The 23,880-nt window shown below is 59.3% G+C and carries 18 protein-coding genes; 6 read left to right on the top strand and 12 right to left on the bottom strand.

The genetic code is table 11. The features are described from left to right. The first annotated feature begins 276 nt into the window (after positions 1 to 276). Complete coding sequence (locus ACH2ED_RS08810; RefSeq protein WP_395090285.1) at positions 277 to 1,362, top strand: DUF4352 domain-containing protein; 1,086 nt, start codon at positions 277 to 279, stop codon at positions 1,360 to 1,362. 50 nt (positions 1,363 to 1,412) lie between these two features. Here the strand turns inward: ACH2ED_RS08810 and ACH2ED_RS08805 are convergent, their stop codons facing one another. Both ACH2ED_RS08805 and ACH2ED_RS08800 read right to left on the bottom strand, forming a co-directional pair. Continuing rightward, positions 1,413 to 2,123 (bottom strand): hypothetical protein, encoded by a 711-nt coding sequence (locus ACH2ED_RS08805; protein WP_395090284.1) that lies wholly within the window; start codon positions 2,121 to 2,123, stop codon positions 1,413 to 1,415. A gap of 2 nt (positions 2,124 to 2,125) precedes the next feature. Next, entirely contained in the window at positions 2,126 to 2,962 is an 837-nt protein-coding gene (locus tag ACH2ED_RS08800; protein WP_395090283.1) for a VWA domain-containing protein, read from the bottom strand. A gap of 34 nt (positions 2,963 to 2,996) precedes the next feature. On the opposite strand from ACH2ED_RS08800, the gene ACH2ED_RS08795 reads away from it, so the two are divergent. Both ACH2ED_RS08795 and ACH2ED_RS08790 read left to right on the top strand, forming a co-directional pair. Further along, entirely contained in the window at positions 2,997 to 4,595 is a 1,599-nt protein-coding gene (locus ACH2ED_RS08795) for a GMC family oxidoreductase (RefSeq protein WP_395090281.1), read from the top strand. 51 nt (positions 4,596 to 4,646) lie between these two features. Continuing rightward, a complete protein-coding gene (locus tag ACH2ED_RS08790) occupies positions 4,647 to 6,416 on the top strand; it encodes a hypothetical protein (RefSeq protein WP_395090280.1) in 1,770 nt (589 codons plus the stop codon). Between the two features lie 23 nt (positions 6,417 to 6,439). Here the strand turns inward: ACH2ED_RS08790 and ACH2ED_RS08785 are convergent, their stop codons facing one another. Together ACH2ED_RS08785 and ACH2ED_RS08780 are read right to left on the bottom strand one after the other, a co-directional pair. Further along, complete coding sequence (locus ACH2ED_RS08785; protein WP_395090278.1) at positions 6,440 to 7,543, bottom strand: potassium channel family protein; 1,104 nt, start codon at positions 7,541 to 7,543, stop codon at positions 6,440 to 6,442. Positions 7,544 to 7,546: 3 nt separating this feature from the next. Then, positions 7,547 to 8,650 (bottom strand): hypothetical protein, encoded by a 1,104-nt coding sequence (locus tag ACH2ED_RS08780; protein ID WP_395090277.1) that lies wholly within the window; start codon positions 8,648 to 8,650, stop codon positions 7,547 to 7,549. A gap of 103 nt (positions 8,651 to 8,753) precedes the next feature. Here ACH2ED_RS08780 and ACH2ED_RS08775 point away from each other — a divergent pair, with 103 nt between their 5' ends. Further along, on the top strand, positions 8,754 to 9,602 hold the full coding sequence (locus ACH2ED_RS08775; RefSeq protein WP_395090275.1) for an amidohydrolase family protein: 849 nt from the start codon (positions 8,754 to 8,756) through the stop codon (positions 9,600 to 9,602). On the opposite strand, the gene ACH2ED_RS08770 is transcribed toward ACH2ED_RS08775, so the two are convergent. Further along, positions 9,590 to 10,108: a hypothetical protein gene (locus tag ACH2ED_RS08770; RefSeq protein ID WP_395090273.1), complete on the bottom strand. Its 519-nt coding sequence runs from the start codon at positions 10,106 to 10,108 to the stop codon at positions 9,590 to 9,592. The genes ACH2ED_RS08775 and ACH2ED_RS08770 overlap by 13 nt on opposite strands. A gap of 106 nt (positions 10,109 to 10,214) precedes the next feature. On the opposite strand from ACH2ED_RS08770, the gene ACH2ED_RS08765 reads away from it, so the two are divergent. Beyond that, complete coding sequence (locus ACH2ED_RS08765) at positions 10,215 to 11,315, top strand: polysaccharide deacetylase family protein (RefSeq protein WP_395090272.1); 1,101 nt, start codon at positions 10,215 to 10,217, stop codon at positions 11,313 to 11,315. A gap of 6 nt (positions 11,316 to 11,321) precedes the next feature. Here ACH2ED_RS08765 and ACH2ED_RS08760 read toward each other — a convergent pair whose 3' ends face one another. From ACH2ED_RS08760 to ACH2ED_RS08730, 7 genes are all read right to left on the bottom strand, one after another. Next, positions 11,322 to 12,719, bottom strand: a complete 1,398-nt coding sequence (locus tag ACH2ED_RS08760) for an MATE family efflux transporter (RefSeq protein ID WP_395090270.1) — start codon at positions 12,717 to 12,719, stop codon at positions 11,322 to 11,324. A 42-nt stretch (positions 12,720 to 12,761) separates the two neighbouring features. Beyond that, complete coding sequence (locus ACH2ED_RS08755; RefSeq protein WP_395090268.1) at positions 12,762 to 13,352, bottom strand: hypothetical protein; 591 nt, start codon at positions 13,350 to 13,352, stop codon at positions 12,762 to 12,764. 80 nt (positions 13,353 to 13,432) lie between these two features. Beyond that, complete coding sequence (locus tag ACH2ED_RS08750) at positions 13,433 to 16,492, bottom strand: DUF1553 domain-containing protein (protein WP_395090266.1); 3,060 nt, start codon at positions 16,490 to 16,492, stop codon at positions 13,433 to 13,435. After that, a complete protein-coding gene (locus ACH2ED_RS08745) occupies positions 16,476 to 17,882 on the bottom strand; it encodes a DUF1501 domain-containing protein (RefSeq protein WP_395090264.1) in 1,407 nt (468 codons plus the stop codon). Before ACH2ED_RS08745 ends, ACH2ED_RS08750 begins: the two co-directional genes overlap by 17 nt. A 124-nt stretch (positions 17,883 to 18,006) precedes the next feature. After that, positions 18,007 to 20,958, bottom strand: a complete 2,952-nt coding sequence (locus ACH2ED_RS08740) for a PSD1 and planctomycete cytochrome C domain-containing protein (protein WP_395090263.1) — start codon at positions 20,956 to 20,958, stop codon at positions 18,007 to 18,009. Positions 20,959 to 21,027: 69 nt separating this feature from the next. Beyond that, positions 21,028 to 21,738: a hypothetical protein gene (locus ACH2ED_RS08735; RefSeq protein ID WP_395090261.1), complete on the bottom strand. Its 711-nt coding sequence runs from the start codon at positions 21,736 to 21,738 to the stop codon at positions 21,028 to 21,030. Between the two features lie 33 nt (positions 21,739 to 21,771). Beyond that, entirely contained in the window at positions 21,772 to 22,833 is a 1,062-nt protein-coding gene (locus tag ACH2ED_RS08730) for a M28 family peptidase (protein ID WP_395090259.1), read from the bottom strand. Between the two features lie 59 nt (positions 22,834 to 22,892). On the opposite strand from ACH2ED_RS08730, the gene ACH2ED_RS08725 reads away from it, so the two are divergent. Continuing rightward, positions 22,893 to 23,717 (top strand): phytanoyl-CoA dioxygenase family protein, encoded by an 825-nt coding sequence (locus ACH2ED_RS08725; RefSeq protein ID WP_395090257.1) that lies wholly within the window; start codon positions 22,893 to 22,895, stop codon positions 23,715 to 23,717. Positions 23,718 to 23,880: the final 163 nt, after the last annotated feature.

Genomic DNA, 23,880 nt, shown 5'->3' with positions numbered 1-23,880 from the left:
ACGGCTATTCAGTTTTTGCCTCCCCCCGGCTTCGCCGACCCCCTCCGGCTCCGCGAAGGGGGTACAAGAGATCAAGATGGTAAAGTCAGATTCCTATTTTGTCCCCCTTCGCAGGGAGGAACGACCGAGAGTCGGAGGGGGAAGCCGAGGAACGAGGCAGGGGGAGGTTAAAACTGAATGACCGTGCCCAGCCAGCATCTCGAGGAGGATATTTAATGTATCAGGCGAATTTAGTTAGAGCTTGTGGCGCTATTATGCGCCGAAGGAGGAAATTATATGTTACCCCACTTTGTCCGGAACGCGCCCGTGATGGCGGGCATTGCTGCCCTATTTGGCGTGTTGATGGCTACCCCGCGCCCTGCAGCGTCGCATCAGGCTAAGAAACCCACTCCTAAACCAAAACCCGCTCCGGCACAGCCGCCAACAGTCAAACCAGCAACCGGAGTTAAGGCAGCCACGGAGCTGGCGGGTGATAATGGCCGCCTGAGTGTTCCCTACATGATTGGTGAAAAAAATCAGGAGCTTGTCATCACGCTCCGGAGCGCGGAGTACAGTACACGACCGGTTCAGATCGCCAATGTCAGTGATGAGGCGATCCCCAAAGCCGATGAAAAGCTGCTCATTCTTCACTATTCTGTCCAAAATCCGCAGTCAAGTGACATGGACTTCTACTGGGAAAGCCTTGTTTTCACCGCTGTGGATGCCAAGGATGTCAACCACCTGTCCTCTTGGGTCGCACGTGACGGTTCGGCGGAGTCGCTAAGCGTGCAGCTCAAACCCGCTCAGAAACTCGATGTCTTCACAGCCCTGAAAGTGCCCGCAGATGGCCCCGTGCCTAAGCTGATCGTCCAGCGCGGAGGCGGCCGTGTGCTGCGCTACGACTTGCGCGGCAAGGTCACGCCGCTCACGCCGCCCATTGCCGATCCCGCAGACACGGCGGGCACCACCGCACGGCGGGAAATTCCCGGCGGTCTGGTCGGCACTTTCTACACTACGGGATCGTTCGATCTTCGTGTGGATAGCATTACGTTTCAGGCAAAGCAACCTAGTGGTGAGGACCCAGAGGAGGGCAAGCACTATGCAGTAGTGACCTTGACATACAAGAACCTTCTCAACCGACCGCTGGAGTACTCTGGCGGCACGTTCAAGGCCGAGCTCGTGACGACCGACGGCGAGAAGCTGGAAGAGTCGCAGATTCTCAAGCTCAGAAGTGCCGAGAGCGCCAACGGGACGCTAAGGCCCGGCGAGGAAGGGAAGGCCCGTATTGTCATTGCCGTACCTGCCGCCGCGGGTGCCAAGACCCTTCGGATTCAGGAAGGCGAGGAAGGCCGCGCTTTTGTGATCAATACCACTGCAAAATAACTCTAACAGCTATCGTCAAGCTCCCCAATGCGGATCGGCTTAAGGGGAGCTTAGACTTCTAGCTCGATAATGGTGACATCATCGTTTTTGAGAGCGCCGCTCTCGCGGGTGCCCTTCAGCCAGGCGGGGAAAATAGTGTCGCTGGGGATAAGGTTCCAGGGCTTGCGCTTGCGCTCGTACTCCAGCAGGAACCAAGCGGCGACGGCATCCGAGCAGGCGAAGAGGCGCACGGAGGCAGGAGGGAGCTTGGCGCTAAACCGGACGATCTCGGGGCGGTCTTTGAGGGCATCAGGATCGGTGGCAACTAAGCCGGGGTGCGTATTGAACTGCCGGGACTTGGTGAGGGGGAAGGCGTAGTGCAGCATGTCATTCACCACTAAAAAAAGACACACATCGCCAATCGCTCGCGCCGTGAGCTGGCGATTCTGTGGCTCAAAGTCTAGCACCAGCAAGGACGCTTGCGAGCCCTGAGGAAGCTTTTCCTGCGCGTACCAGGTTGTCGCGCCGGTGCTGACACTTTTCTGCCACTGCGCTCCCAGCACACTGACCCGCTCCCAGAATACCTCGTCGTCCGCGGGAAAGGGCGCACCATGGGCGAACTCTGTCACCAGTAGCTCCGCCCACTCTCGGGCATAGACAGCCGCTGATGCGCCATCCGCTACCGCGAGGAGAGGCCGCTCGTCGGAGAGCGCCCAGGCATCCTCGTACTGCTCCTCGGTGTTGCCGTCTTTGGGGGCGGTGAGTGCACGGATCCGTTTCATGGCTAGCGCAGATCCGCCGTGCGTGTCCCGATATCGAGGAACTGTACCAGCGAGCGCAGATCCGCATTGAAAGCGAAGCCACGTGAGCTCTCCGTGGTGGTGAACCCCTCCCGTCGTGCCTCGTCGCGGAGCTTGGGGGGCAGCACACTGCTGATCTCGAAGAGCATCTGCGCGTACTCATCGGGTAGGCCAAGCTGCGTGTCGGGGAACTCGACGGGTCGCTTGGCGACCCCAGAGAGGTGAATATTAAAGAGAAGTGCCTTGCCATCGTTGGTACCCAGGCTCTTGAGCTTGTCGGTGGCAGGGCGGGGCGAGCCGTCGGTGGGCTCGCCGTCGGAGATATTGATAATGCTCGGTGGATAGGAGAGTGGGTAGAGCTCCGTCCAGGCTTTGACGATCTGATGGGCCTCTTCCACGGCGGCGACCATGGGGGTGTTGCCATTGGCCATGGGCTCGAACCAGACGGGGAAGCGCACCTGACGCTCGATCAGGCCCCCCGTTCCATCGTCCTCTTTCCGGGCACGCGTCTCCACCCGCAAGGGGTTGTCGGCGACCTCGGAGATGGGCACGAACTGCCGCCCCGCAAGCTGTCCGCCAAAGCCCGTGCGCACCGCGCCGCCGTAGCCAATCACGGCGATCTGGAAGTAATCGCGCACATCCTCGCCCTTGGCGCAGCGTAGTACCAGGGTGGCGATGAGACGGTTGACCGCATCGGCTACCGCATCGCACTTGCGCTTGCCCGAGTCCATCCCATACGGGTCGTCCATCGAGCCGGACTGATCTATCAAAAAACAAAACGCCGTCGGCTTGGCGCGGCTGATCTCCGCTGAATAAGGCATAGGAAAATTATACCGCGAACGCGAACCTTACCTCATGCTGTGCGACTATGATGTGATTGTGATCGGCTCCGGGGCGGGCGGCGGGGTGGTGGCGGGCTTGTTAGCCGAGGCGGGGCGACGGGTACTACTTCTGGAGCGCGGCGGGGAGCCTAGCTTTGAGGAAGTCGGACGGGATCATCTGAGAAACCAGCGCCTCTCGCACTACGGGCATAATGCGGGGCCGGACGCCGACCATCCACGGGTTGCCAATAACCATAGAGTGCAGCCCTGGGACGGGGGCTACCATGCTAACGCGGCGATTGTCGGCGGCGGGACACGGGTTTATGGGGCGCAGGCGTGGCGCTTCCACCCGCTGGACTTCAAGATGGCCTCCACCTACGGCATCCCGGATGGCTCGTCGCTGGCGGACTGGCCGATAGACTACCAAGAGCTCGTGCCGTTTTATGAGCAGGCGGAGCACGAGATCGGGGTGTGCGGTCAGGCAAGCGCAATGTTTCATCTGCCGGAGTACAGACGCGATTACCCGATGCCCCCGATGGCAATCACCAAGCAAGGGGCGATCTACCAAAAAGGCGCGGAGGCACTGGGCTGGCGAACACTGCCCGTGCCGCTGGCGATCAACTCAACCGAGTACAATGGGCGGCCCGCCTGCACCCGCTGCCTCCACTGCGTCGGGTTTGCCTGCCCGGTGGACGCGAAAAACGGCTCGCAGAACACGCTGATTGCGCGTGGCAAGCTCACGGGAAGGCTTTTCTTACAAACAGGCGCGATGGCGGCCAAGATCCACCACGACGGCAAGCGCGCCAGCGGCGTGACGTACTTTATCGGTGACGAAGCCAAAACGGCGACGGCGGAGCAGATTGTCGTGGCGGCAGGTGCAATAGAGTCAGCGCGACTTCTCCAACTTTCTGGAATTGGCAACGATCACGTCGGGCGGCACCTGCAAGGGCATGTCTATGTGGGAGCCACGGCGCTCTTTCCGGAAGACATCTGGGACGGCCTTGGGCCGGGTGTCACCACGGCAACGACCGAGTGGAGCCACGGCAACGAGGGCGTGATCGGCGGGGGGATGCTCGCCGATGAGTTTATCCTGCTGCCGATTATTGCTTGGAAGCGCTACCGTGCACCGGGCGTGCCGACCTGGGGAAAGGAGGCGAAAGACTGGCTGCGCAACCACTACCGCTATCTCTCGGACATCAAAGGCCCCGTGCAGGACATTCCCTCGCCCGATGCTCGCGTCACGCTGGATCCAAATGTCAAAGACCGCTGGGGCCTCCCCGTGGCGCGGCTCTCCGGCACGACGCACCCGGAGACGATCCGCACGGGACAGTTTTTGCAGAAAAAAGCCGTCGAGTGGCTGCAAGCCTCCGGGGCGACGCAGGTCTGGGGCGGCCCTCCGACCACGCCCTCTCTCTCCGGCGGTCAGCACCAGGCGGGCACCTGCCGCATGAGCGACGACCCCCGCGTGGGCGTGGTGGATCGCAACGGGCGCGTGCATGGCTTCGAGAATGTCTTTGTGGGGGATGGGAGCGTCCACGTCACCAACGGCGGCTTCAACCCGGTGCTGACCATCTTCGCCCTGGCGTTCCGTCTCGCTGCCCACATGAACGTGGGCGGCTCGCTGCGCTCCTGACCTGCGGCCACAAAGTCGCTCCGCGACAGACGGCGGGGGTACACTCAACCCGTGAATACCCTCTTTCGGATTGCGTTTGGCGATTATGAGTTCGTACTGGATCGCACAAACCTCACCTACTCGCTCACCGAGACCGTCACCAAAACCGTCTGGGCGACGAATCTCTCGCTGGGCTGGATCGAGCTAAAAGAGCGCGAGACGGGAGCGATTGCCCGAACGGATTTTAGCGACTGCAAGCTCATCAGCATCGCCGAAAAAATGAGCGCGGCGGGCAAGCGCATCTTGCTGGGCCTCGATGCGCCGGGCGGCGTCCCCGTGGACATCTATCTGATCTGCGGCCCCAAAGAAATCCAGCTCACGGTGGAGGCCAGCCGCGACAGCAAAACGCATTTACTGGAGCGTGTGGGATTGCTACCAGGGCTGTGCCGGGTGGACGATACAGGAAACCTCGTAATTCCTCAAGGAGAGGGGTTACTGCTACGATCAGCAGAGGTTCGTGATGGTGATCGCTTGCCAGTTTGGCGATCTTGGGAAGGCTTGACAATGCCGTTTTTCGGAGCATGTCAGCCAGCGAGTGCACTTGCTCTAATCACTGATTCGGCGTATGCCACAGCAGAACTATCACGTCACAGCACACAATCAGCTTCCACAAACTGGATTTTCCTTCGTGATCCAGAGCGGAGACGTCTTGATATTCGCATCATTCTGGTACCTGATGGTGACTATATTGCTATTGCTCATGCCTATCGTGAAAAACTCATTGGTGAACGCAATCATCGAACACTTCGCAAAAAACTCCGCGATAACCCCTCTAAGGCAGCACTGGTCGGAGCTGCATTTGTCAAAGTAGATGCTCATAGCGAAGGAATTATTCAAATATCAAAGTATCTTCGCTTGTTGCAAGATGAGCTGGGGATGAGCCAAGCAATCCTTCAGCTTCGCTACAATTACGGCCATGAAATCCCCGATGGGGAAGTACCACAGACTTTTAAAGAAATAAAAGAAGCTGGCTACTACGCTGTTGTTCGCCCTGTAGATGCACAAGACGAGCGACTCACAATCGAGGAGAGTCAGCAAGCTTATGGGGGAGATACAGCGATTGCTTATGTTAAGTTTACATCAGTTCCCCTCACGACATCTTGGTGGGATTTTATGGAGCAGACGCTGGCGGAAATTTCTAAAAACAGCTCTCTCGTTAGCCTTCAGGGAGAGATTGGGGGCCTAGATTGGTTAGCCGTTGCGGCTGACTTTACCTTGGAGATGTTATTCAACGGAAGTCAGCAAAGTAAAAAATCCCAGTCGGTTCCCTTGCTAAGCGCTATCTATCGTGATTCTGTGGTGTGCTTTTCTGGGGTGTCCTATTTTGATAAAACCTTCTTCCTCAAAGCCTTATTGCGACTCAATCCACCCTATCTGGCGTTGCCCACTGGGATTATCGATGGTGCAAGTAAGGAAATGCTGACCACACTTCGCCCCCAAGTGGCGATTCTCTGCCCGCTTCACGCCCTCACCTTTCCTGCATTCCTAACCGCCCATGAGTTCCTCACCCCGGACTTTCTTGTAGAGGAGGCGCACTACTCGGATAAGACGTATGTTCTTATCAACCAGAGCGAGACGGAGCTGTATGAGACCGGTGAGCTTCTTCTCCCGCCCGGCGGGTTCTATGTCCGCCACCCGCAGTTTGAAGCCCACGACGCGCTACGGGTCAGAACGGTAGAGTTCTCCAAACGCGCCTGGCGGGTGCGCCGCAGCTTAGACGGCAAGCCGCTGGAGTCGTCGGGGAGTATTGAAGAAAGAGAATTTGAGGTGTCACCCCCATGAACGGGAGCGATCCCGGGGGGCGATCACTCAATATTGAAAAAATGCCCACGCGGATCGGTGCTCATGCGCCAGTGGTCGTGGGCGTTGGGGTTAGGCGCGATAGTGGGAAGCGAAAGCTCCAGCCACTGGGCCATCGCGGCAAGATGCGGCTCGTAGAGGGTGCGGAGCTCGCGTAAGTGGGCGTGGGCCTCGGGCGACGTGTCGAGTGTCATTCCTGCCTCGGTGAGGAGAGCGAAGAGGGCTTGCTGTTCGGCTTCGGGGAGGCGATCCGGCGTGATCGGCGTTTGATTCAGTGCGAGGCGCAGGTCCACGGCGGCATGGCGTGCCATCGCAAACGTCAGGCGCGCCTGGTAGAGCAAAGCACTTTTAGGCTGAGTGGCGATAATCAGAGCGCAGGTATCGAGAATCGCCGTGAGGGTTCCCAGCCAGCTCTGCCGGTCGTGCTGCGAGCGCCAGTACATGAGCGAAGGGTAGGAGAGATGGCTTTCGAGCAGCTCCGCTGACCAGCGCTCCCAGTTTTTCAGTGTGTCTTTGAGATCGCCCAGGTCGGGGCAGCCGCCGATGCGCCGCAGAAGCTCGCCTGCACTGGGGGGAGTCGAGGCGCGGGCATCGAGCATGCCGATCTCCACTTCGCGCCTTGCGAACGCTTGGTAGAGCACGGGCAGGTAGGCAATCACGATGGCGAGAAAGCCAAAGCCGAGCGCCGCCTCACAGTCCGTGATAGCGCGGGCAAGATTGGTGCGCGGGGCGACATCGCCAAAGCCGAGGGTAATAAACGTGGTCGCGGAGAGGTAGAGATAGGTCGCGAAGGTCGGGATTGCTTCTGGGGCGCTGATCGGAAGCTGGAGTGACCAACCCAGACCCGCGAAGGCGAACACCAAGAGCATGCCCCAGCTCACAAAGAGCGTCAGAATCGAGAAGGGGCCAAAAACCGCGAACCAATCGTCGCGCATCCCGGGTCGCAAGCGCCGCCCGAGGCGACGCCAGCTCAGCCAGAGAAACCGATAGAAATAGCCGACCGCACGGAGCGGTCGGCTGATCCGGCGCGGGAGCACCAGCCCCTCGAAGGCTTCCAGCAGGACACTGCCAATCACAAGAAGATACAGAAGGGCCAGTGCGCCTCGCATGGGCTAGCTAAGCTTCTTGAGCAGCGTCACGCGGCCAATCGGCAGCCACTCTACCACAAGAATATCGCCGTTGTGAAGGAACTTCGCGGAGTGCGGATGCACAAACTTGCCCGCCACGAACTCACTGCGCGGACGGCCACGGCCCGGAAGGTTGGTAACCGTCGTGCCATCGCCCAGCGCCGCTGCCACTTTATTGTTCTTATCGAGCACCGTGACAATGCTACGCAGATCCGGCACGAGCAAAAGATCGCCCTGAACATGGAAGTGACACGGCTGGCGCATGCCGTCGGTGTCGAACTTGATGTGCTTGCCGTCTAGGGTGAAGTACTGAAGTCGGCTGTTGGCGCGATCCGCCACCACAACCTGCGGCTCTTTTCCACGCGTGTCTACCCAGATCCCGTGTGCCTGGAGAACCTTCCCTGGCTCCTTGCCCTTGCCGCCAAAGACACGGATAAACTCGCCCTTGATGTTGTACTGTGTGATGTAGTCCGAACCGTAGCCATCGGTGATATAGAAATCCCCATTGGGAGCCAGCGCCACATTGGTCGGAATAAACGGGGAGTTGACTTTATACAGTCGTCCCGTGTCCACAATCAGATCGTTGAGAGCCTTGCTCCAGAGCGTGTTTCCCTCCAGTGTGGTCTTCACAACTTTACGGTGCCCTGTGTCGCAGTGGTAAAGATACTCTACACCGCTCTCCTTGCGAATGTCGAGCCCGTGGCCACCGCCCTTGAACTGTGAGCCAAACGAGCGCAGAAACTTACCGTCTTTGCTGAACACATAGATCGCATCGTCGCTCTTACTATCCCCACCAACGGTGTGTGAAATATAGATGTTGCCTTTTTCGTCTTGGGCGACGCCTTGGGTATCGCCCCACTTGTGTGTGGCGGGCGGCACGAGCCAATCATGGACACACTCGTAGCGTAGCGAACCCACGCCCAAAACTAGCTTAGGCGCGTTCTGCGCGGCCTCGGCATCGCCGGAAGTGAGTAGGTCGGTAATCACCGCAGCGGCGGCAGTTGCCCCCGCCTTAAGTAAGAGACTGCGGCGTGTCAGGAGGCCACGCTGCTCCAAAGGAAGTTCATTTTTCGAAAGTTTTTCGTTCATGGCAGTTGCTTCGACGGCGCGGGGAGATTTTCCTGCCTTTGTCGCCGCCGGTTGAAAACCGGCGGCCTCCCCATTATTGTGCTCTTGTTGCTATAATTCTGCCATGCGAATCATTGACACACACCAGCATCTCTGGGATCGGACGCGCTTTGACCTGCCTTGGCTTGCCAGTGCGACGGAGCCACTGAGTAAGAGCCACACGCCCGACGACTATGCCAAGGCGGCGGCGGGGCTGGGGATCACGGCGACGATCTACATGGAGGTGGACGTGCGGCTTGATCAGCGCGAGGCGGAGGCGCAGTATGTTTTTGGGCTCTGCGACGATCCCAAGAACCTGATGGTGGGCGCGGTGGTCGGGGGCGATCCCGTAGCGGCAGATTTTAAGGCGTATCTGGATAAGATCGCGAGCCCGCACCTGAAGGGCATTCGCCAGGTGCTCCATGGGGGGCTGGCACAGGGCTACTGCCTGAGTCCGGAGTTTGTGGCGGGCGTGCGGGAGTTAGGAAAACGCAAGCTGCGTTTTGATCTATGCCTGCGCTCCGGAGAGCTGGCCGATGGCGCGGCGCTGGCCAAAAAATGCCCAGAGACACGTTTCGTGCTGGACCACTGCGGCAACGCCCCCGTGACCGGAACAGCAGCGCAGCAGGACACCTGGAAGCGTGGGCTGGAGCAGGTGGCTGCCTGCTCCAACACCGTTGTCAAGATCAGCGGAATTATCGCAGGGACGATGCCCGGTGTCCCGTTTGCCGAGCAGCTCGCACCGTCTATCAACCAGACACTCGATGCCTTTGGGCCAGAGCGGGTGATTTTTGCCAGCGACTGGCCGGTCTGTACGCTGCGTGCGAGCCTCAAGGACTGGATTACCACCCTCAAGGCTCTTATGGCTACCCGCCCTGAGCCCGAGCAACGTAAGCTCTTCTACGACAACGCCGCACGCTTCTATGAGCTGTGATAGAGCGTGATGGTCGCTTCCGTACGCTGGGTAAGCTGTCGGAGCAGCCGCGACACCTGCAGGCGCTGCTCCAGCTCTGGGATGCTCTCGTCGCTCCTGCCACCGCGCTCTAGCCGTTGCTGGAGAAGCTCGCAGGTACCGACCAGGAGCCGTGCCTGATGTTCCGAGCCGCTACGTGCCGCATCGGCAGCGTGCCGGGAGAGCAATTTGCCAATGTGCAAAAAGAGCATTGCGGGCGAGTAGTCGGCGAACTGATCCTTGAGCAAGGCATTGTTAATTCCCAGCTTATCCTCGGGGAACGATGCCAGTAGCGCCGCTGCTGCGGCCGGGCGATCGGTCTCAAGGAGGTTCAGAACACTCTTGTAGCGCTCGTAAGTGGTTCGGCGTGTGAGGGGCGTGGTCTCCTGGGGAATGAGAGCGGTGCGGTTCTGATAGAGTGTGGTCGCGACCAGTATCAGAGCGGCACCGCTGAGCTGTAAAAACAACATGCCACGTGGGGCTTGCATAGTATCTCTCCTTCGTTTCTTCTGAGAACAACTCTTGCGAGTTGTACTAAGAAATCAGTAGAGACAGCCCCTATATTACATCGGAATTGGGCGATATAATGATTTCGTGAGAATCCTCCCCCTTATCTTTTGCCTCCCTCTGATTGCGCTAACAGGCTGCCCGAAGTTCAGAAAAGTTGTTCCGACCCCCACACCGGAGCCAGCACCCGCGCCGAAGCCTCCCAAACTCGACCTGACCAAGAACGCTCCCGACGAGCTGGGTAAGATCCCAGTGATCATGTACCACGATATCGGCAAGAGTGGGAAGAATACTCCTCTGGATCGCACGGTCGCCTCTTTTGAGAAAGATCTTCAGCTGCTCTACGACAAGGGCTTTTATCTTGTCAACGCCTCGGATATCATCAACAATCAGCTGGATGTCCCGGCGGGCAAGAGCCCCGTGGCGCTTACTTTCGATGATGCGCGGCGGACTCAGTTCGACCTGCTTCAGACAGCAGAGGGGCCGCAAGTGGCCCCGAACTGCGCACTCGGTGTTCTGGAGCGCTTTGTCAAGGCGCACCCGGACTGGAAACTCAAGGCGACATTTTTTGTCTTGCCAAAGTCAAAAGTCACTAACGAGTCGTTTGGACAAACGGGGATGGGCAAGGACAAGATCGCCTACCTCGTGAAGAGCGGCTGTGAGATCGCCAATCACTCCATTGTCCACAAGAGCTTTTCGGGTTACACCGCCGTGCAGCTCCAGCAGGAGGTTGCGGGGGCGGATAAACTCGTCACGGATCTCAACCCGGAGGCTAAACTAGAGGCAATTGCGCTCCCGATGGGCAAGTATCCCAAGAATAAAGCCCTCTGGCCACTCCTCCTCAAAGGGACGGACAATGGGCACAGCTACGCCTACAAAGCCGCCTTCGATGCCGCTTGGCGCCCGATTCCCTCGCCTGCTTCTCTGAAATACAACCCCCTGCGCTTGGAGCGCATCAACTCCATAGACGGTCTCAACGGCATTCGTTTCTGGGTGGAGAAACTAGCCGCTCCGGGCGGTGGGCGCTACATCTCCGATGGCGACCCGAACTGGATAAGCTTCCCGCAGTCGAAAGAGGCAGAGTTCGCCCGTGCACGGGTAGAAAAGCAGGGCAAGCAGATAAATGCCTACAGCAGCGCGGGGATTCAGGGAGCGGCAGGCAAGCCCATTATGCCCGCCTCGAAGTAGCTCACACTAAACCTGTATTTTTTGCCAGCGGCCCTGGCGGAAGACAACAATAACGCAGAGTCCTTGCAAAATCGTGGAGAGGCTCATGGCCCACCAGGCACCATTCAGACCGTAGTTTCTAAGCAGAAACCACGCCAGCGGGAGGCGGATAAAGATCATCGTCACGATGGTGAGAACCGTCGGACTCATCGTCTCCCCTGCGCCCTGAAGACCACCCACCAGGCCCATTCCTAGCGCGAGAAAGGGCTCCGAGATCGCCACGATCTTAAGATACGCAACCGCGAGCCTTAGTGTCTCGTCCGCCCGAGCGTTCTGTGCCGGGTCGCTGCCGTGCTGGAGGAAGATGTGGGCAAAGGGGGCCGCAAAGACATAGCAGATCCCTCCCATCACGCTCATCACCGCGATTGCCTGCCAGGTTGCCGCCCATGCTCCGGCATTGGCACGCTTTACATTGCCCGCCCCCAGGTTCTGGCCCACAAACGCCGCTGCCGCGATGGAGTAGCCAAAACCGGGCATGAAGGCGATACTCTCAAAAAGCAGGCCCACTCCCAGGGCTGCGACCGCCGCACTTCCTGCCGACGAGCGGGCGAGCATGCCCTGAAAGACGAGCATCGAGCCCACGCGGATAAGCTGCTGAAGCGCCGCCAGAAGCCCTATCTTGAGGATGCGCCAGGCCCAGGTGGTGTCCAGTCTCCAGGGGCCACCCAGCCCTGCCGCTACCGGGCTACGCCGCAGAAAATACACGGTCAGTGCCAGTGCCAGCACCTGCGAGGCAATCAGCGCCAGTGCACCGCCTGCGATACCGATACGGGGAATGAGAATCGCATTTCCCACCGCATGGATGGCCACGGAGCCCAGGGTGACAAGAAACGGGCGGGTGGTGTCGCCTAGCCCACGAAAGACCCCCCCCAGAATCATTACCAGAAACTGCACCGGCTGCCCTAGCGCCAGAATCAGCAAGTACGGCTCGGCCAGAGGAAGTGCATGGGCATCCAGCCCCTGGACAATGAGCAGAGGGCGGCGCACGAGCACCAGACAAGCCCCTACTACAAGGGAGATCATCAGGCTCAGAAGAATAGACTGGCGGGTTGCTGAGGCGGCGTCTCGCAGTGCAGTGGCTGCCTGTTCCGAGCTACCGACCTTACCTGCCCCTATAAAGCGCCCTACCAGCGCCGTCGTTCCGGTGGAGACGGCCATTGCGGCGGCCAGAAGCAGCCACATCCACGACGTGCAGATTGTCACGGCGGCGAGCGCCTCGGGGCCGAGCTTACTCACGAAAAAACGATCCAGAAAGCCATTGAAGGTCTGCACCAGCATCATAGCCACGGAAGGCATCGCTACCAAGAAGACACCCCGTGCAAGCGGTCCTTCGAGAATTAGTCCTTGTCGAGTCTCTTTACTCACTTCTACTGTTTACCCAGAACCGGCTATGGGGGTTCCGGTTTATTAGCGGCTGCCGATAATCAGTAAGGCATCCCGAGCCACCTGGAAAGACCAGAGGGTCGCCCGGGCATACCGACGTCCGTTGCTGCCTAGCTGCCGGGTGGTGTGGATTTCTTCCTGTGCTGCCTGAAGCGCTCCATCCACCATGAGCAGCTCCCAGGTAAAGTGTTCCATGGGGAGCTTTTCTGCCGAGTCCTGATGGAGAAGATACGCGAGAATGCGCGTTCCCAAAAGAAAAATGCTATCGGCGGAAGGGCCTAAAAAGCGCACGACAAGTACCCGCTCCCTTTCAGAGAGGAGTGCCACACTGCGCTCCAGATGTCGCACAACGCGCCGTAGGACACCAAGCTGCGTGATACGGGTGGCATTGCGATGCATTGCCAGGAGGGCATCCTCGCCCAGAGAGGCATCGAGAATAATGGAGCGGTTGCGCCCCTCCAAGTTATTGAGTGCGTCGGCAAACTCCTCCATGGAGACGGACGGCAGAGGTTGATGTACAAAAAACGGTGTCTGAGCCATGAGTGTCAGACCCGCTCCGAGAAGACGTGCAACATTAACCTCGATCTCGTGTAGAACCGGGGCTGTTTGTTGCATGACGTTATTATGGGAATGTGAGGGGATTATCTAAAGGCCTTATTGCCGGGGGATTTCCTCCCCCGGCTTTTTAGGGTGTGCTAGCTCACGTAGACGAACTCATTGGAGCAGAGCAGTGCCTGCGTGTAGAGCTCCCAGTTGTCCAGTGCCTTGCGCTCCACCATCTCGGTGTTGTTGCGGATAGGGGCGAACTTACCCACTCCCATCCCCTTTTTCTGGGGGGGCTTCGCGACGGGGCGCTTTTGCAGACGCCCTTTGCTGGTTGCCGTCGCCGTATTACTGGCTTCAGCACCCTGAGCGGCGCTTCCGATCTTGCCCAAGAAGCCTAGCCCCGCCTGAATCTCCTCGGGCTTGGGCGAGCGCTGGTAGAGGATCAGATAGATAGACTTAATTTTCTCCTCGTCTGTCTGTGCCTTCCCCACTTCGTCGCGCCGCACCACCTGCCGCGCCACATCCACCGCCATCGCGCTGTTCATGAAGAAGAGCGCCTGCTGCGGGACAATGGTGGAGATGCGCCCCGTGTTGGTCATGGTCGGATCGCTCACATCGAACTGTGTGAGCAAGTCCGAGAGGAAGAGCCGGTCAATGTAGCCGTAGACTGAACGTCGGTAGACATAGGGCTCATCGGTGATATTCACGGGCTTGCCGCCCAGTACGGGGTCGAGCTTGCCGGTGAGAGCTACCATCGTATCGCGGATGGACTCAAAGTCTAGCCGCCGCAGATTCGCACGCCAGAGAAGCCGATTGGCAGGGTCTTTCTTCTCGTAGGCAGGTTGAGTGTCGGGGCTCTGCTGGTAGGTATTGGAGAGCAGAACCCACTTGTGAAGCTTCTTGAGGCTCCAGCCCGTCTCCATGAAGCGCCCCGACAGCCAGTCCAGCAGCTCCGGGTGGCTGGGGTTCTCGCTCATATTGCCCAGATCATCGGCGGTGCGGATAAAGCCCTGCCCGAAGTGGTGCATCCACGCCCGGTTGACCACGGTGCGCGCCGTCAGCGGGTTCGACGGTGCCGCGATCGCTCGTGCAAGATCCAGCCTTCCGGATCCGGCCTTTATGGGCTGCGGCTCAGAACCGGGTGTGCAGAGTGCGAAGACACGGCGGGGAACCACCTCACCTGGGCGCTGTTTCTCGCCACGGATCAGGATACGCGCGTCACTGGGGCTTTCTATATCTGTAACAACCATCGCATGGCCGGGCGCACCAGGGTGGGTAAGCTGCAAGCGATTGAGCTCGTCGAAGGGGAAGCGTGCCGCCGCCCGGTTATCGGCATTGAAGCGACTGGCCAGCTTACGCAGGCTACTGGTTGTGTTAAACTCCGAGGCGGGTGGCAGCTCCAGCGGGAACTCGATGAGCTGCGCGGTGGCACTGTCCACACTGAGCACCTGGTTTTTCTTGCGCGCCTCAATGTAGGCATCGCGCTGCACGGCCACTTTGGCAAAGAGGCGCCCATACGCCTCCGCCACCTCGGCGAGGGAGCGCGGCTTAAGGCTTGACAGCTCCTGGGTGACCAGCGCATTGACCGGCCTCACGGGCAGATTCGCCCCGCGCTGTGGAATCGCGCGCTGTTTCGCGAAGCGTCCCTGCGGCGTGGCCACGGTGGGTGCGGTTCCGAGCATCCGTCCGATTGTTTGGGCATACTGTGTGGAGAAACTCCCCTCAGGGAGGCGCTGGAGGGCAGTGAAAGGCCCCAGTACCGCAGCCGACTCTTTACTGCTTCGAACCGCTTGTTGCAGGATGCGAATCGTATCGCGCTCACGGGTATTCGACGGATTGATGCCGTATTTTTGTGCTAGCTCACTGCCCTCTTTGGAGCGTGCGTTGGCCGTGGCGAGCATCAGGTAGCCCGCCGCTTTTTGCTGGAACGCCTCTAGCTTCTCCCCGACATACTCGTAGTACGCGACACGGCCCTTATCCAGGAGCACTTTTTCTTGTCTCTCATAGTCACCGCGCTGCTCAGGATCGCCGCTGCCAGGGATCTCTGGCCCGATTTCGGGCTCCTCAATGGAGTTGAAGATGCCGTAGAGCGAGTAGTAGTCGGCAGTGGGGATCGGGTCGAACTTGTGGTCGTGGCAGCGCGCACAGGCCACAGTGATGCCCATGGTCGCTTTGGTGACAGTATCAATGCGCTCGTCAATCAGATCGTTCTTATCCTGAAAGCGCTTCCCGACCGTCAGAAAGCCCAGCGCGGCAAGCTGCGCGGGGTCGTCTTTGGTGGTGGAGATCTGATCGGCTGCAAGCTGCGCCATCAGAAACTCATTGTAGGGCGTGTCTTTATTGATCGCCCCGATCACCCAGTCACGGTAGGTCCAGGCATTGGCGTAGCGGAAATCCGCAAGCCGATTCTGCCCGGCCTGAGCCGCCCCTGTGGTATCTGAGTAGCGCACGGTATCGAGCCAGTGCCGCCCCCAGCGCTCGCCGTAGTGAGGTGAGGCTAAAAGCGTGTCCACCACTTTTTCCCAGGCCGTAGGGGATTTGTCGGCCAAAAATGTCCTGACTTCCTCCACTGTGGGAGGCATTCCAACCAGATCGTAGTACGCACGGCGGATCAGAGTGGCGCGGCTGGCGGCGGGACTCGGGGCCATGCCACTGGCCTCTAGCTTCGCCAGCACAAAGCTATCAATGGGGTTTTTTACCCACGCCGCGTTCTTCACCTTGGGAATTGCGGGTTTCTCGACGGGCTGAAATGCCCAGTGATTTCGCGCCTTATCGGTCATTCCGGTGAGCTTGGAGGTGGTCTTCACTGCCGTGGCGCTTCGGGGATCGGGTGCGCCCATCTTAATCCAGGACTCCAGCGCCGCGATCTCGCTGGCTGAGAGATGGCCTCCGGGCGGCATCTGGTTCGCAGTGGCCTTCACCCGTTGGAGCAAGGGGCTCTTGTCAGGGCTACCGGGAACAATAGCCGGGCCACTCCCCCCGCCGAGCTGCCATGACTCCCGAAAGTCCAGCGAGAGGCCACCTTTGGCAACCCCGTCGACATGGCACGGCGCACACTTACCCGTTAAGATCGGGCGAATCTTGCTCTCAAAGAGCTTTGTCTGCTCTGGGGTGAGTGCTTGTGCGGGTGGCGTGGGTTTCTGCGCCCCCGCCGTAAGCACCATCCCCAGAGCGGCGGCAGGGCCGCCGAGTTTAAGCCAGGATTTCATTGATGATATTCCCGTAGTTGTCGGTCAGGCGGAAGTCGCGCCCGTTGTAGCGATAGGTAAGCTTGGTGTGGTCAAAGCCCAGTACACGCAAGATTGTCGCGTGGAAGTCATGGACAGGCACGGGCTTGTCGGCGACATTCATTCCCAGCTCGTCGGTCTCGCCGTAGTGTATTCCCCCCTTCACGCCGCCACCCGCCATAAACGCCGAGAAACAGCGTGCGTGGTGGTCACGGCCCGACTGGTCGTTGATGCTGCCCGCCGTGGTGGGAGTGCGTCCAAACTCGCCGCCCCAGATCACCAGCGTTGAGTCGAGCAGGCCGCGCTCTTTGAGATCCGCGATCAGTGCCGCCACGGGCTGATCCATTTCATTGGTCTTTTTGGTGAGGCTCTGCACAAGTTGCTGGTGATGATCCCAGCCCCCGATCTCTACTTGCACAAAACGCACACCCCGCTCCACTAATCGCCGGGCGCAGAGCAGCTTCCCACCAAAGTCTGAGGTGCCGTATTTTGCTCGCACAGCGGCGGGCTCTTTGGTGATATCAAAGGCATCGGTGGCCGCTGTCTGCATCTTGAAAGCCAGCTCGAAAGAGTCAATGCGCGCTTCAAGCTGCTCGTCGTGTTGGAACTTGGTGCTGTGGTTCGTGTTGAGCTGCCGCGCTAAATCAAGCTGCATGCGCTGCGCTTCTGAGGAGCTAAACTCATTTTTGAGATTCAGCAAGACTTTGTCTACGGGCTTGCCAGGCGCAAAATCCGCACGGGTTCCCTGGAAGGGGCTGGGTAAAAACGACGACTGCCGCCACTCGGGGCTCCCCCCAAGCGTCACGAAGCCGGGCAGGTCTTGATTGTCCGTGCCCAGGCCGTAGAGCACCCAGCTCCCCAGGCTTGGCTTGACGAGCTGTGCGGAGCCCGTGTGCATCATCTTGGCCGCTACCGGATGCGCCGGAATATCGGTCTTCATGGTGCGAATCACACACATATCGTCGGCGAGCTTTTGTAGGTTCGGGAAGAGCTCGCTGATCTCCAGCCCACTCTGCCCGCACTTACTAAACTTGAAGGGTGAGGGGAAGATCACACCGCTAGAGCCTGAGACACTCTGCCCACGAAACTTTTCCATGCCCGGCTTTGGGTCAAACGTATCTAGGTGCGAGGGGGCTCCCGACGCGAAGATATGGATGACGTGCTTGGCTTTAGATGGTAGCGGTGCTTTTTTTGCCGCCGTCAGTGTGTTGCCCGCATCGGCATGCACCTCAGAGCTGGCATGAGTTTCGGATGCAAAAAGTGCGGAGAGTGCCAGCCCCCCGATACCCAGCCCCGTCCGGCTGAGGAACTCACGACGGGAGTGGGTAACATCCCGACCCGAACACAGTGCTACGTCTTTTAAGTGGTTCATTGTCTTTTTAACCTCAATCTCAATTCCATCATCGGCAGTCTTATCCTTACGGACGCATGATAGGTTTTTCAGGTTCAGAGGTAATTTTTCTAATGGTTCGATTCACATTGGAATAGCTTGTCGCTTATTCCCGGGTGATGGCCTCATCAAGGTTGAGTAGGATACTTGCGGTCATCGCGTAGGCGGCGAGCTCTGAGGGTGCGCACTTCGGATCGGGTTTTGTCTCACCAAGGGCGAGTAGTTTTTGCGCCTCCTCAGGTGCCGCTTGGTAGCGTGCGAGGCGCTTCGCCAGGCCCGCCTTGTGGATTGCAAGCTCTTGGGCACTCGGGCGGCGCGAGAGTAGTGTTTGGTAGGCCCAGGTGATGCGTGTTTCGGGAGTTGAGCCGCCTTCAAGCAGCATGCGTTGCCCGATCATACGCGCCGCCTCCACAAAGGTCACTTCATTGAGTAGTGCCAGTGCCTGGAGTGGCGTATTGGTGCGGCTGCGCTTGACACGGCACGTGTCGCGGCCCGGCACATCAAAGAGGCCCATGGTCGGTGGCCCGGCACTGCGCTTCCAGATCGTGTAGAGACTACGCCGGTAGAGGCCATCGGGCAGCGTATCGTTCTTGTAGTTCCTGAGATTCCCGTAGACATTAAGCTCGTCCCAAAAGCCATCGGGCTGGTAGGGCCGCACGCTGCGCCCCCCGAGCTTCTCCACCAGGAGCCCGCCCGCTAGGAGCACCTGATCGCGGATCACCTCGCCGGGTAGGCGCAGGCGGGGGCCGTGTGCAAGGAGACGGTTCTCGGGGTCACGTTTGAGGAGGGTAGGAATCGTTTTTGAGCTCTGGCGGTAGGTCGCGCTCAGAACAATGGTCTTCTGGATCGCTTTCATGTCCCACTGGAGCCGGATGAACTCACTGGCGAGCCAGTCGAGTAGCTCAGGATGACTCGGGTACTCGGCACGGGTGCCGAAGTCTTCGGTTGTGGCGACAAGGCCCATCCCGAAGAACTTCTCCCAGAGCCGGTTCGCAAAGACCCGGGCTGTGAGGGGGTTCTGTGCGCTGGCAATCCACTTTGCAAATCCAAGTCGGTTGTTGGGGACACCCGCAGGAAGCTTCCCAAAGGCTGCGGGCAGACCCGGCTGCACTTCGTCGCCGGGCTGGTCGTACTGGCCGCGCTTGAGGACATAGCACTTGCGCGGTTTTTCCATCTCCGCCATCACCATCGTCGCCGGAATCGTGGCATCGTAGTCCGTTAATGCTTTCTTGGCAACCGCAAATTGTCGGTCCGAGACCCGTGCTTCGTTTTCGATATTGGCTCGGAACCAGGCGAGCCGCTCAGGCGTGCCTGCGGGGGGAATGCCCTCCGCCTGTGGGTTTTCGGTGTCTGTGAGGGAGACACGGAAGCGGGCGAACTGGTGCTGGCCGTACTGCGAGTTAAAGATCAGCCTGAGTGTCACGCTCTCGCCACGAAGCGGGCGGATGGGCTTCTCCCAGATAAATGTCGCGGTGTGTGGCTTGTCGGTCTGGCCATAGATTCCCCAGCCCGTTTTGGGGTCCGTGTCAATGGCATCGCTCGCCGGGTTGCCGGACTGCGCAAAGTCTGCGATCGCTTTTGTAGGCCGTGTGCCTTCGAGCATGACATCCGTTAGGACAAAGTTCCCATTGGTGGAGCGCCCGACCTGGCCCTTTTCTGGGAATATTTCTAGTCGAATCCCCCGCACGGACTTGTTATCGAGAGGGAACGTGAGTGTGTAGGTCTCGGTATCGCCGTTCTTGCCGCTTGCCAGAAGCTGGTTATCGGGCTGGATGGCAAGCTTTGCGCTCTCCGCCGTGGCTTTGGTGGGCTTCGCGCCGCGCCATGCGGTGATCGGATACTTTGCCGCCGCCCCGCTCGCCTCCCACGCCGCCAGCAGGCCGGGGAGCTTCTGCTCCGCGACTTTCACGGACGACTCCCCCTCAGCCACTTTTTTGCCTAGCTCCGCAAGCCGTGTTGTTTCCTGGGTGCTCGGAGCCTTGAGGGTTGGTGGAGTATTGATATTAACTCCCTCGACGCCCGCGCCGCTCTCGGGGACATTGTTGAAGTAGGAAAAAAGCGCGTAAAATTCGCGTTGGCTGATGGGATCGTACTTGTGGTCGTGGCAGCGTGCACAGCCCACGGAGAGCCCCATCCAGACCGAACCGACCGTCTCTAGGCGATCTATCACGCCTTCAACGCGCCATTCCTCGGCGATCAAGCCACCTTCCGTGTTGATGCGATGATTTCTATTGAATCCTGTCGCTAGTCTTTGGCTTATAGTGGCATTGGGTAAAAGATCACCCGCAATCTGCTCGATGGTGAACTGATCAAAGGGCATATTCTTATTGAACGCCTCGATTACCCAGTCGCGCCAGCGCCACTGGTAGCGCTCGTGGTCGTTCTGAAAGCCGTTGGAGTCGGCGTAGCGTGCCATGTCCATCCACTGCTGCGCCATTTTTTCGCCGTAGCGCGGGCTTGCGAGCAGGTGATCCACCACTTTCTCGTAGGCGCTGGGGGACTTGTCGGCTAGAAATGCCTCCACCGCTTGCGGCGTCGGCGGCAGGCCCGTCAGGTCCAGGGAGACACGCCGGATGAGGGTCGTTTTATCGGTGGCAGGTGAGAGTGTCAGGCCCTCTTGAGCCAGCCGCGCCGTGATATAGCTATCTATCCCCCCTGCCCCTGCTCGGCGAGGGAGGAGAGAAGCGAACGCCCAGTGCTCAGTGTAGCGCCCGCCCTGGCCGATCCAGCGCTTGAGCAGTGTCCTCTCACTTGGGGTGAGTGTCTTGCCGGAGTCCGCAGGCGGCATCTGGAGCGCGTCGGTGCGCCCAATCCGGTGGGTCAGTGCGCTGGCGAGAATATCGCCGGAGACAATTGCTCGGTTGGGTAGATCCAGCCGTAGCCCTGCCACTCGCTTACTCTCGTCTTGGCCGTGGCACGCAAAGCACTTGGCGGAGAGAATGGGGCGAATATCGCGGTTGTAATCTATCTTTGATACAAGCTTTGGCGCGGGGGGCTGTGCAAAGGCAAGCCCTGTCAAAACAAGTGTCCCCGAGAGCAAGCTCCAGACTGATTTCATAGTCTTCAGTTCGGCGGCGACGAAGCACTCTCCTGCCTCCGCTCTTTTGTTGTCTTTGTTGCTACTTCGCTACTTCTCGATCCGGCTCCAGGTGCCATCCCAACCCCGCAGCTCACAGGGGCGAAACTGGAGCTTGTAGCCCATCGTCGGGCTGTCTTGGACGTAGTAGCCCAGGTAGACCCACTGTCTGCCCAGCTCCTTTGCCAGCAGGAAGGTCTGGAGCATGGCGAAAAGCCCGATGCTGCGCTCTTTCCAGTCGGGATCGTAATAGTGCGTCACTCCTGCCACCGCATTAGGCTCCACATCGGCGAGGACAATAGCGCGCAGGCGGTTTCCTTCCCAGACACTGATCTCGGTCATGTCTGTGGGGCCTACGAGAAACTCCCGCTGGTAGGCGGTGGTGTCCATGAGGGTGGGAGTCCAGCCTTTTCCCTGTGTTTGGGCAATCCGATAGCGATTGTAGAGCAGCAGGCGCTCGGGGTCACAGAGCGGGGGGGTGCTCACCTGAACCCGTAGGTCCGCGTTCTTTGCCAGAGTACGCCGCTGGATCCGATTGGGGTGCCACTCGTTCATGGGCACGCGCATCGAGAGGCACTCCCGGCAGGTTTCGCAGACAGGGCGCTGCAAAAACGCTCCGAACTTAAACCAGCCTAGGCGCAAGCGCCGCTCGTACTCGCCCGAGACCATCTCACCAATATGCTGGTACTTCATGGTCCAGCTCTGATCGGCGAGGTAGGGGCAAGGCTCGGGGCCGTTGACAATAGTCTGAAGTATTAGCACGGGGAGTTTTTATTGTACCTTGTCCAGGGTGATTTATTTTGTCGCCTGTCGTTCCTGCCATGCCTTTAAGTAGCGAGCGGTTTTCTCGTTGGCTGCGTTCCAGCGGGGCTCGTTCTGGCTATCGGCGAGGGTGAGGATGCCCAGGGCGATTCCCTTCAGAACTTTGGCGGTGTTGGGGTAGTCGAGCTTTTCCCAGTGATCGGCGACCCCGTGGTAGTCAGGGTAGACATAGGCGACGCAGAGCGTGTGGGCGGGAACCCCGAGATCGGCGAGGGCCTGATTATCGGAGCGGCCAAAGAACGCGTCGCTGTTTTTGGAGTGCTTGCTAATCTCCACGCCCATAACTTTGCCAGCCACCGCAAAGATAGGGCCGATGTCGGAGAAATCAAAGCCCGTCATCGAGGCGGCGCTGATCCGTGGGCCTTCGCGGTCATCGGTGCGGCCTATCTGCTCTAAGTTAATATGGGCGATGGTCTGGTTCAGCGGAAAGACAGGGTTCTTGCCGTAGAAGCGCGAGCCCAGCAGGCCGCGCTCCTCGCCAAAGAACGTCATAAAAACAAGACTGCGCTTAGGGCGCTTCTTGAGCGTACTCAGCGCCTGCGCCAGCTCGATCACCCCGATTGTGCCGCTGCCATCGTCGTTGGCCCCGTTGAAGATTTTATCGTCGCCAGGCATATTGGGATTGGTTCCCAGGTGATCGTAGTGCGCTGTGACAATAATATAGCTGTCCTTAAGCTTCGGATCGGAGCCGCGCAGCACACCAATCACATTGTGCACGGGCTGCTCGTCGTCGGAGCCGCGTGCCTTGAGAGTTGTGGTTTGGAAATAGCTCTCCCCCGCCTCGGTTTTAACACTGGGCTCCAGACCCGCCTTGCGAAACTGTGCGGCAATGTACTCGGCGGCAAGGTTCAACCCACGCGATGGCGTGGCGCGGCCTTCCAGCGCATCGGACGCTAGAAAGGAGAGATTACCCTTGAGCGAGTCGGGCGAGATGCGCTCCAGTGCGGCGCGGTGGTCCCCGTTTAGCTCCGGCTTCCAGACGGCGGGCTTTTGCGGCAGGGCGGCGAAAAAAATAAGGGCAGGGATTAGAGTCATGCCTCAGGGTTCGGTGGCGGCGGGCAGGAATCCTCTTCGTGGGTGGCGAACTCCCACACATGACCGAGCAGCAACGTCGCTTTTTCGACACTTTTGGCTACATTGGCCTTCCTAACCTGCTTTCTGACAGCATTGGCGAGATCATTGAGGGCTTCGAGGCGATCTGGCAGAGCAATGGCGGCGGCCACGCGGGCCGTCCGCACGAGGGAGTGGCTCGCTCGTGCATTGCCCAGTTTTTGGACCATCACGAGCGGCTCTGTGCTCTTCTCGATGATCCTCGGATTCTAGGTATCGCCAAGGCACTGTGCGGCGATGACTTTAACTACATGGGCAGCGATGGCAACTACTATGTCGGGGATACTGGCTGGCACTCCGACGGTTGGCACCGGCAGTTGCGCCATATCAAGATCGCATTCTATCTCGACCCGCTGACAAAAGACACCGGCTGTCTGCGCGTGATCCCCGGAAGCCATCGGATCGGGGAAGGCTACACGGAAGACCTGCAAGCGAATCTGCGCCAGAGCCGCGACCTCTGGGGCATCACCGGCCCCGAGATTCCCGCCATTGCGCTGGAAACCCAACCCGGCGATGTGCTGGTCTTCAACCACAACACCAAGCACGCCGCGTTTGGCGGCGGCACCCGGCGGCGGATGTTCACGATGAACCTCTGTGAGCGCTACCCCGACGAGAAATTACAAGAGCTCCGTGACTATCTTAGCGGCGGTGCGCGGTTCTGGGTGGAGAGCGCCTACCACGAGACACTTATTGCCACCGCCACGCCCGAGCGCCTGAGGTACCTAGAGCAAGTCCGCGCCAACGACGGCCACCTCGCCGAGCTTTCCCATGCAGCTCGCGCAAAGATGAACGAGCCGTCGCGTGGATGAAATACGCTTGCGGCCCCGCAGAGCGGACGATGATTCGTTCTTAGGAGCACTTCACCCTCTTCAAGACTAATCTTGTCCCATATCTTTTCCCGACAGGGCTGACATCGCCATTTGCCAGCCCTCTTCCAAACCATCTAAACGACGAAGCCCAAGCCACAAACTT

The organism is Armatimonas sp. (assembly GCF_043757465.1).
In the GTDB taxonomy this organism is placed as follows: Bacteria; Armatimonadota; Armatimonadia; order Armatimonadales; family Armatimonadaceae; genus Armatimonas.
Note: the sequence above shows the minus strand (reverse complement) of the source record. Positions and strands in the feature narration are given on the sequence as shown.

Coding starts and splice junctions, on each gene's coding strand:
- ACH2ED_RS08810 (WP_395090285.1), top strand. CDS start 277: ATGTTACCCCACTTTGTCCGGAACGCGCCCGTGATGGCGGGCATTGCT.
- ACH2ED_RS08805 (WP_395090284.1), bottom strand. CDS start 2,123: ATGAAACGGATCCGTGCACTCACCGCCCCCAAAGACGGCAACACCGAG.
- ACH2ED_RS08800 (WP_395090283.1), bottom strand. CDS start 2,962: ATGCCTTATTCAGCGGAGATCAGCCGCGCCAAGCCGACGGCGTTTTGT.
- ACH2ED_RS08795 (WP_395090281.1), top strand. CDS start 2,997: ATGCTGTGCGACTATGATGTGATTGTGATCGGCTCCGGGGCGGGCGGC.
- ACH2ED_RS08785 (WP_395090278.1), bottom strand. CDS start 7,543: ATGCGAGGCGCACTGGCCCTTCTGTATCTTCTTGTGATTGGCAGTGTC.
- ACH2ED_RS08780 (WP_395090277.1), bottom strand. CDS start 8,650: ATGAACGAAAAACTTTCGAAAAATGAACTTCCTTTGGAGCAGCGTGGC.
- ACH2ED_RS08775 (WP_395090275.1), top strand. CDS start 8,754: ATGCGAATCATTGACACACACCAGCATCTCTGGGATCGGACGCGCTTT.
- ACH2ED_RS08770 (WP_395090273.1), bottom strand. CDS start 10,108: ATGCAAGCCCCACGTGGCATGTTGTTTTTACAGCTCAGCGGTGCCGCT.
- ACH2ED_RS08755 (WP_395090268.1), bottom strand. CDS start 13,352: ATGCAACAAACAGCCCCGGTTCTACACGAGATCGAGGTTAATGTTGCA.
- ACH2ED_RS08750 (WP_395090266.1), bottom strand. CDS start 16,492: ATGAAATCCTGGCTTAAACTCGGCGGCCCTGCCGCCGCTCTGGGGATG.
- ACH2ED_RS08745 (WP_395090264.1), bottom strand. CDS start 17,882: ATGAACCACTTAAAAGACGTAGCACTGTGTTCGGGTCGGGATGTTACC.
- ACH2ED_RS08740 (WP_395090263.1), bottom strand. CDS start 20,958: ATGAAATCAGTCTGGAGCTTGCTCTCGGGGACACTTGTTTTGACAGGG.
- ACH2ED_RS08730 (WP_395090259.1), bottom strand. CDS start 22,833: ATGACTCTAATCCCTGCCCTTATTTTTTTCGCCGCCCTGCCGCAAAAG.
- ACH2ED_RS08725 (WP_395090257.1), top strand. CDS start 22,893: ATGACCGAGCAGCAACGTCGCTTTTTCGACACTTTTGGCTACATTGGC.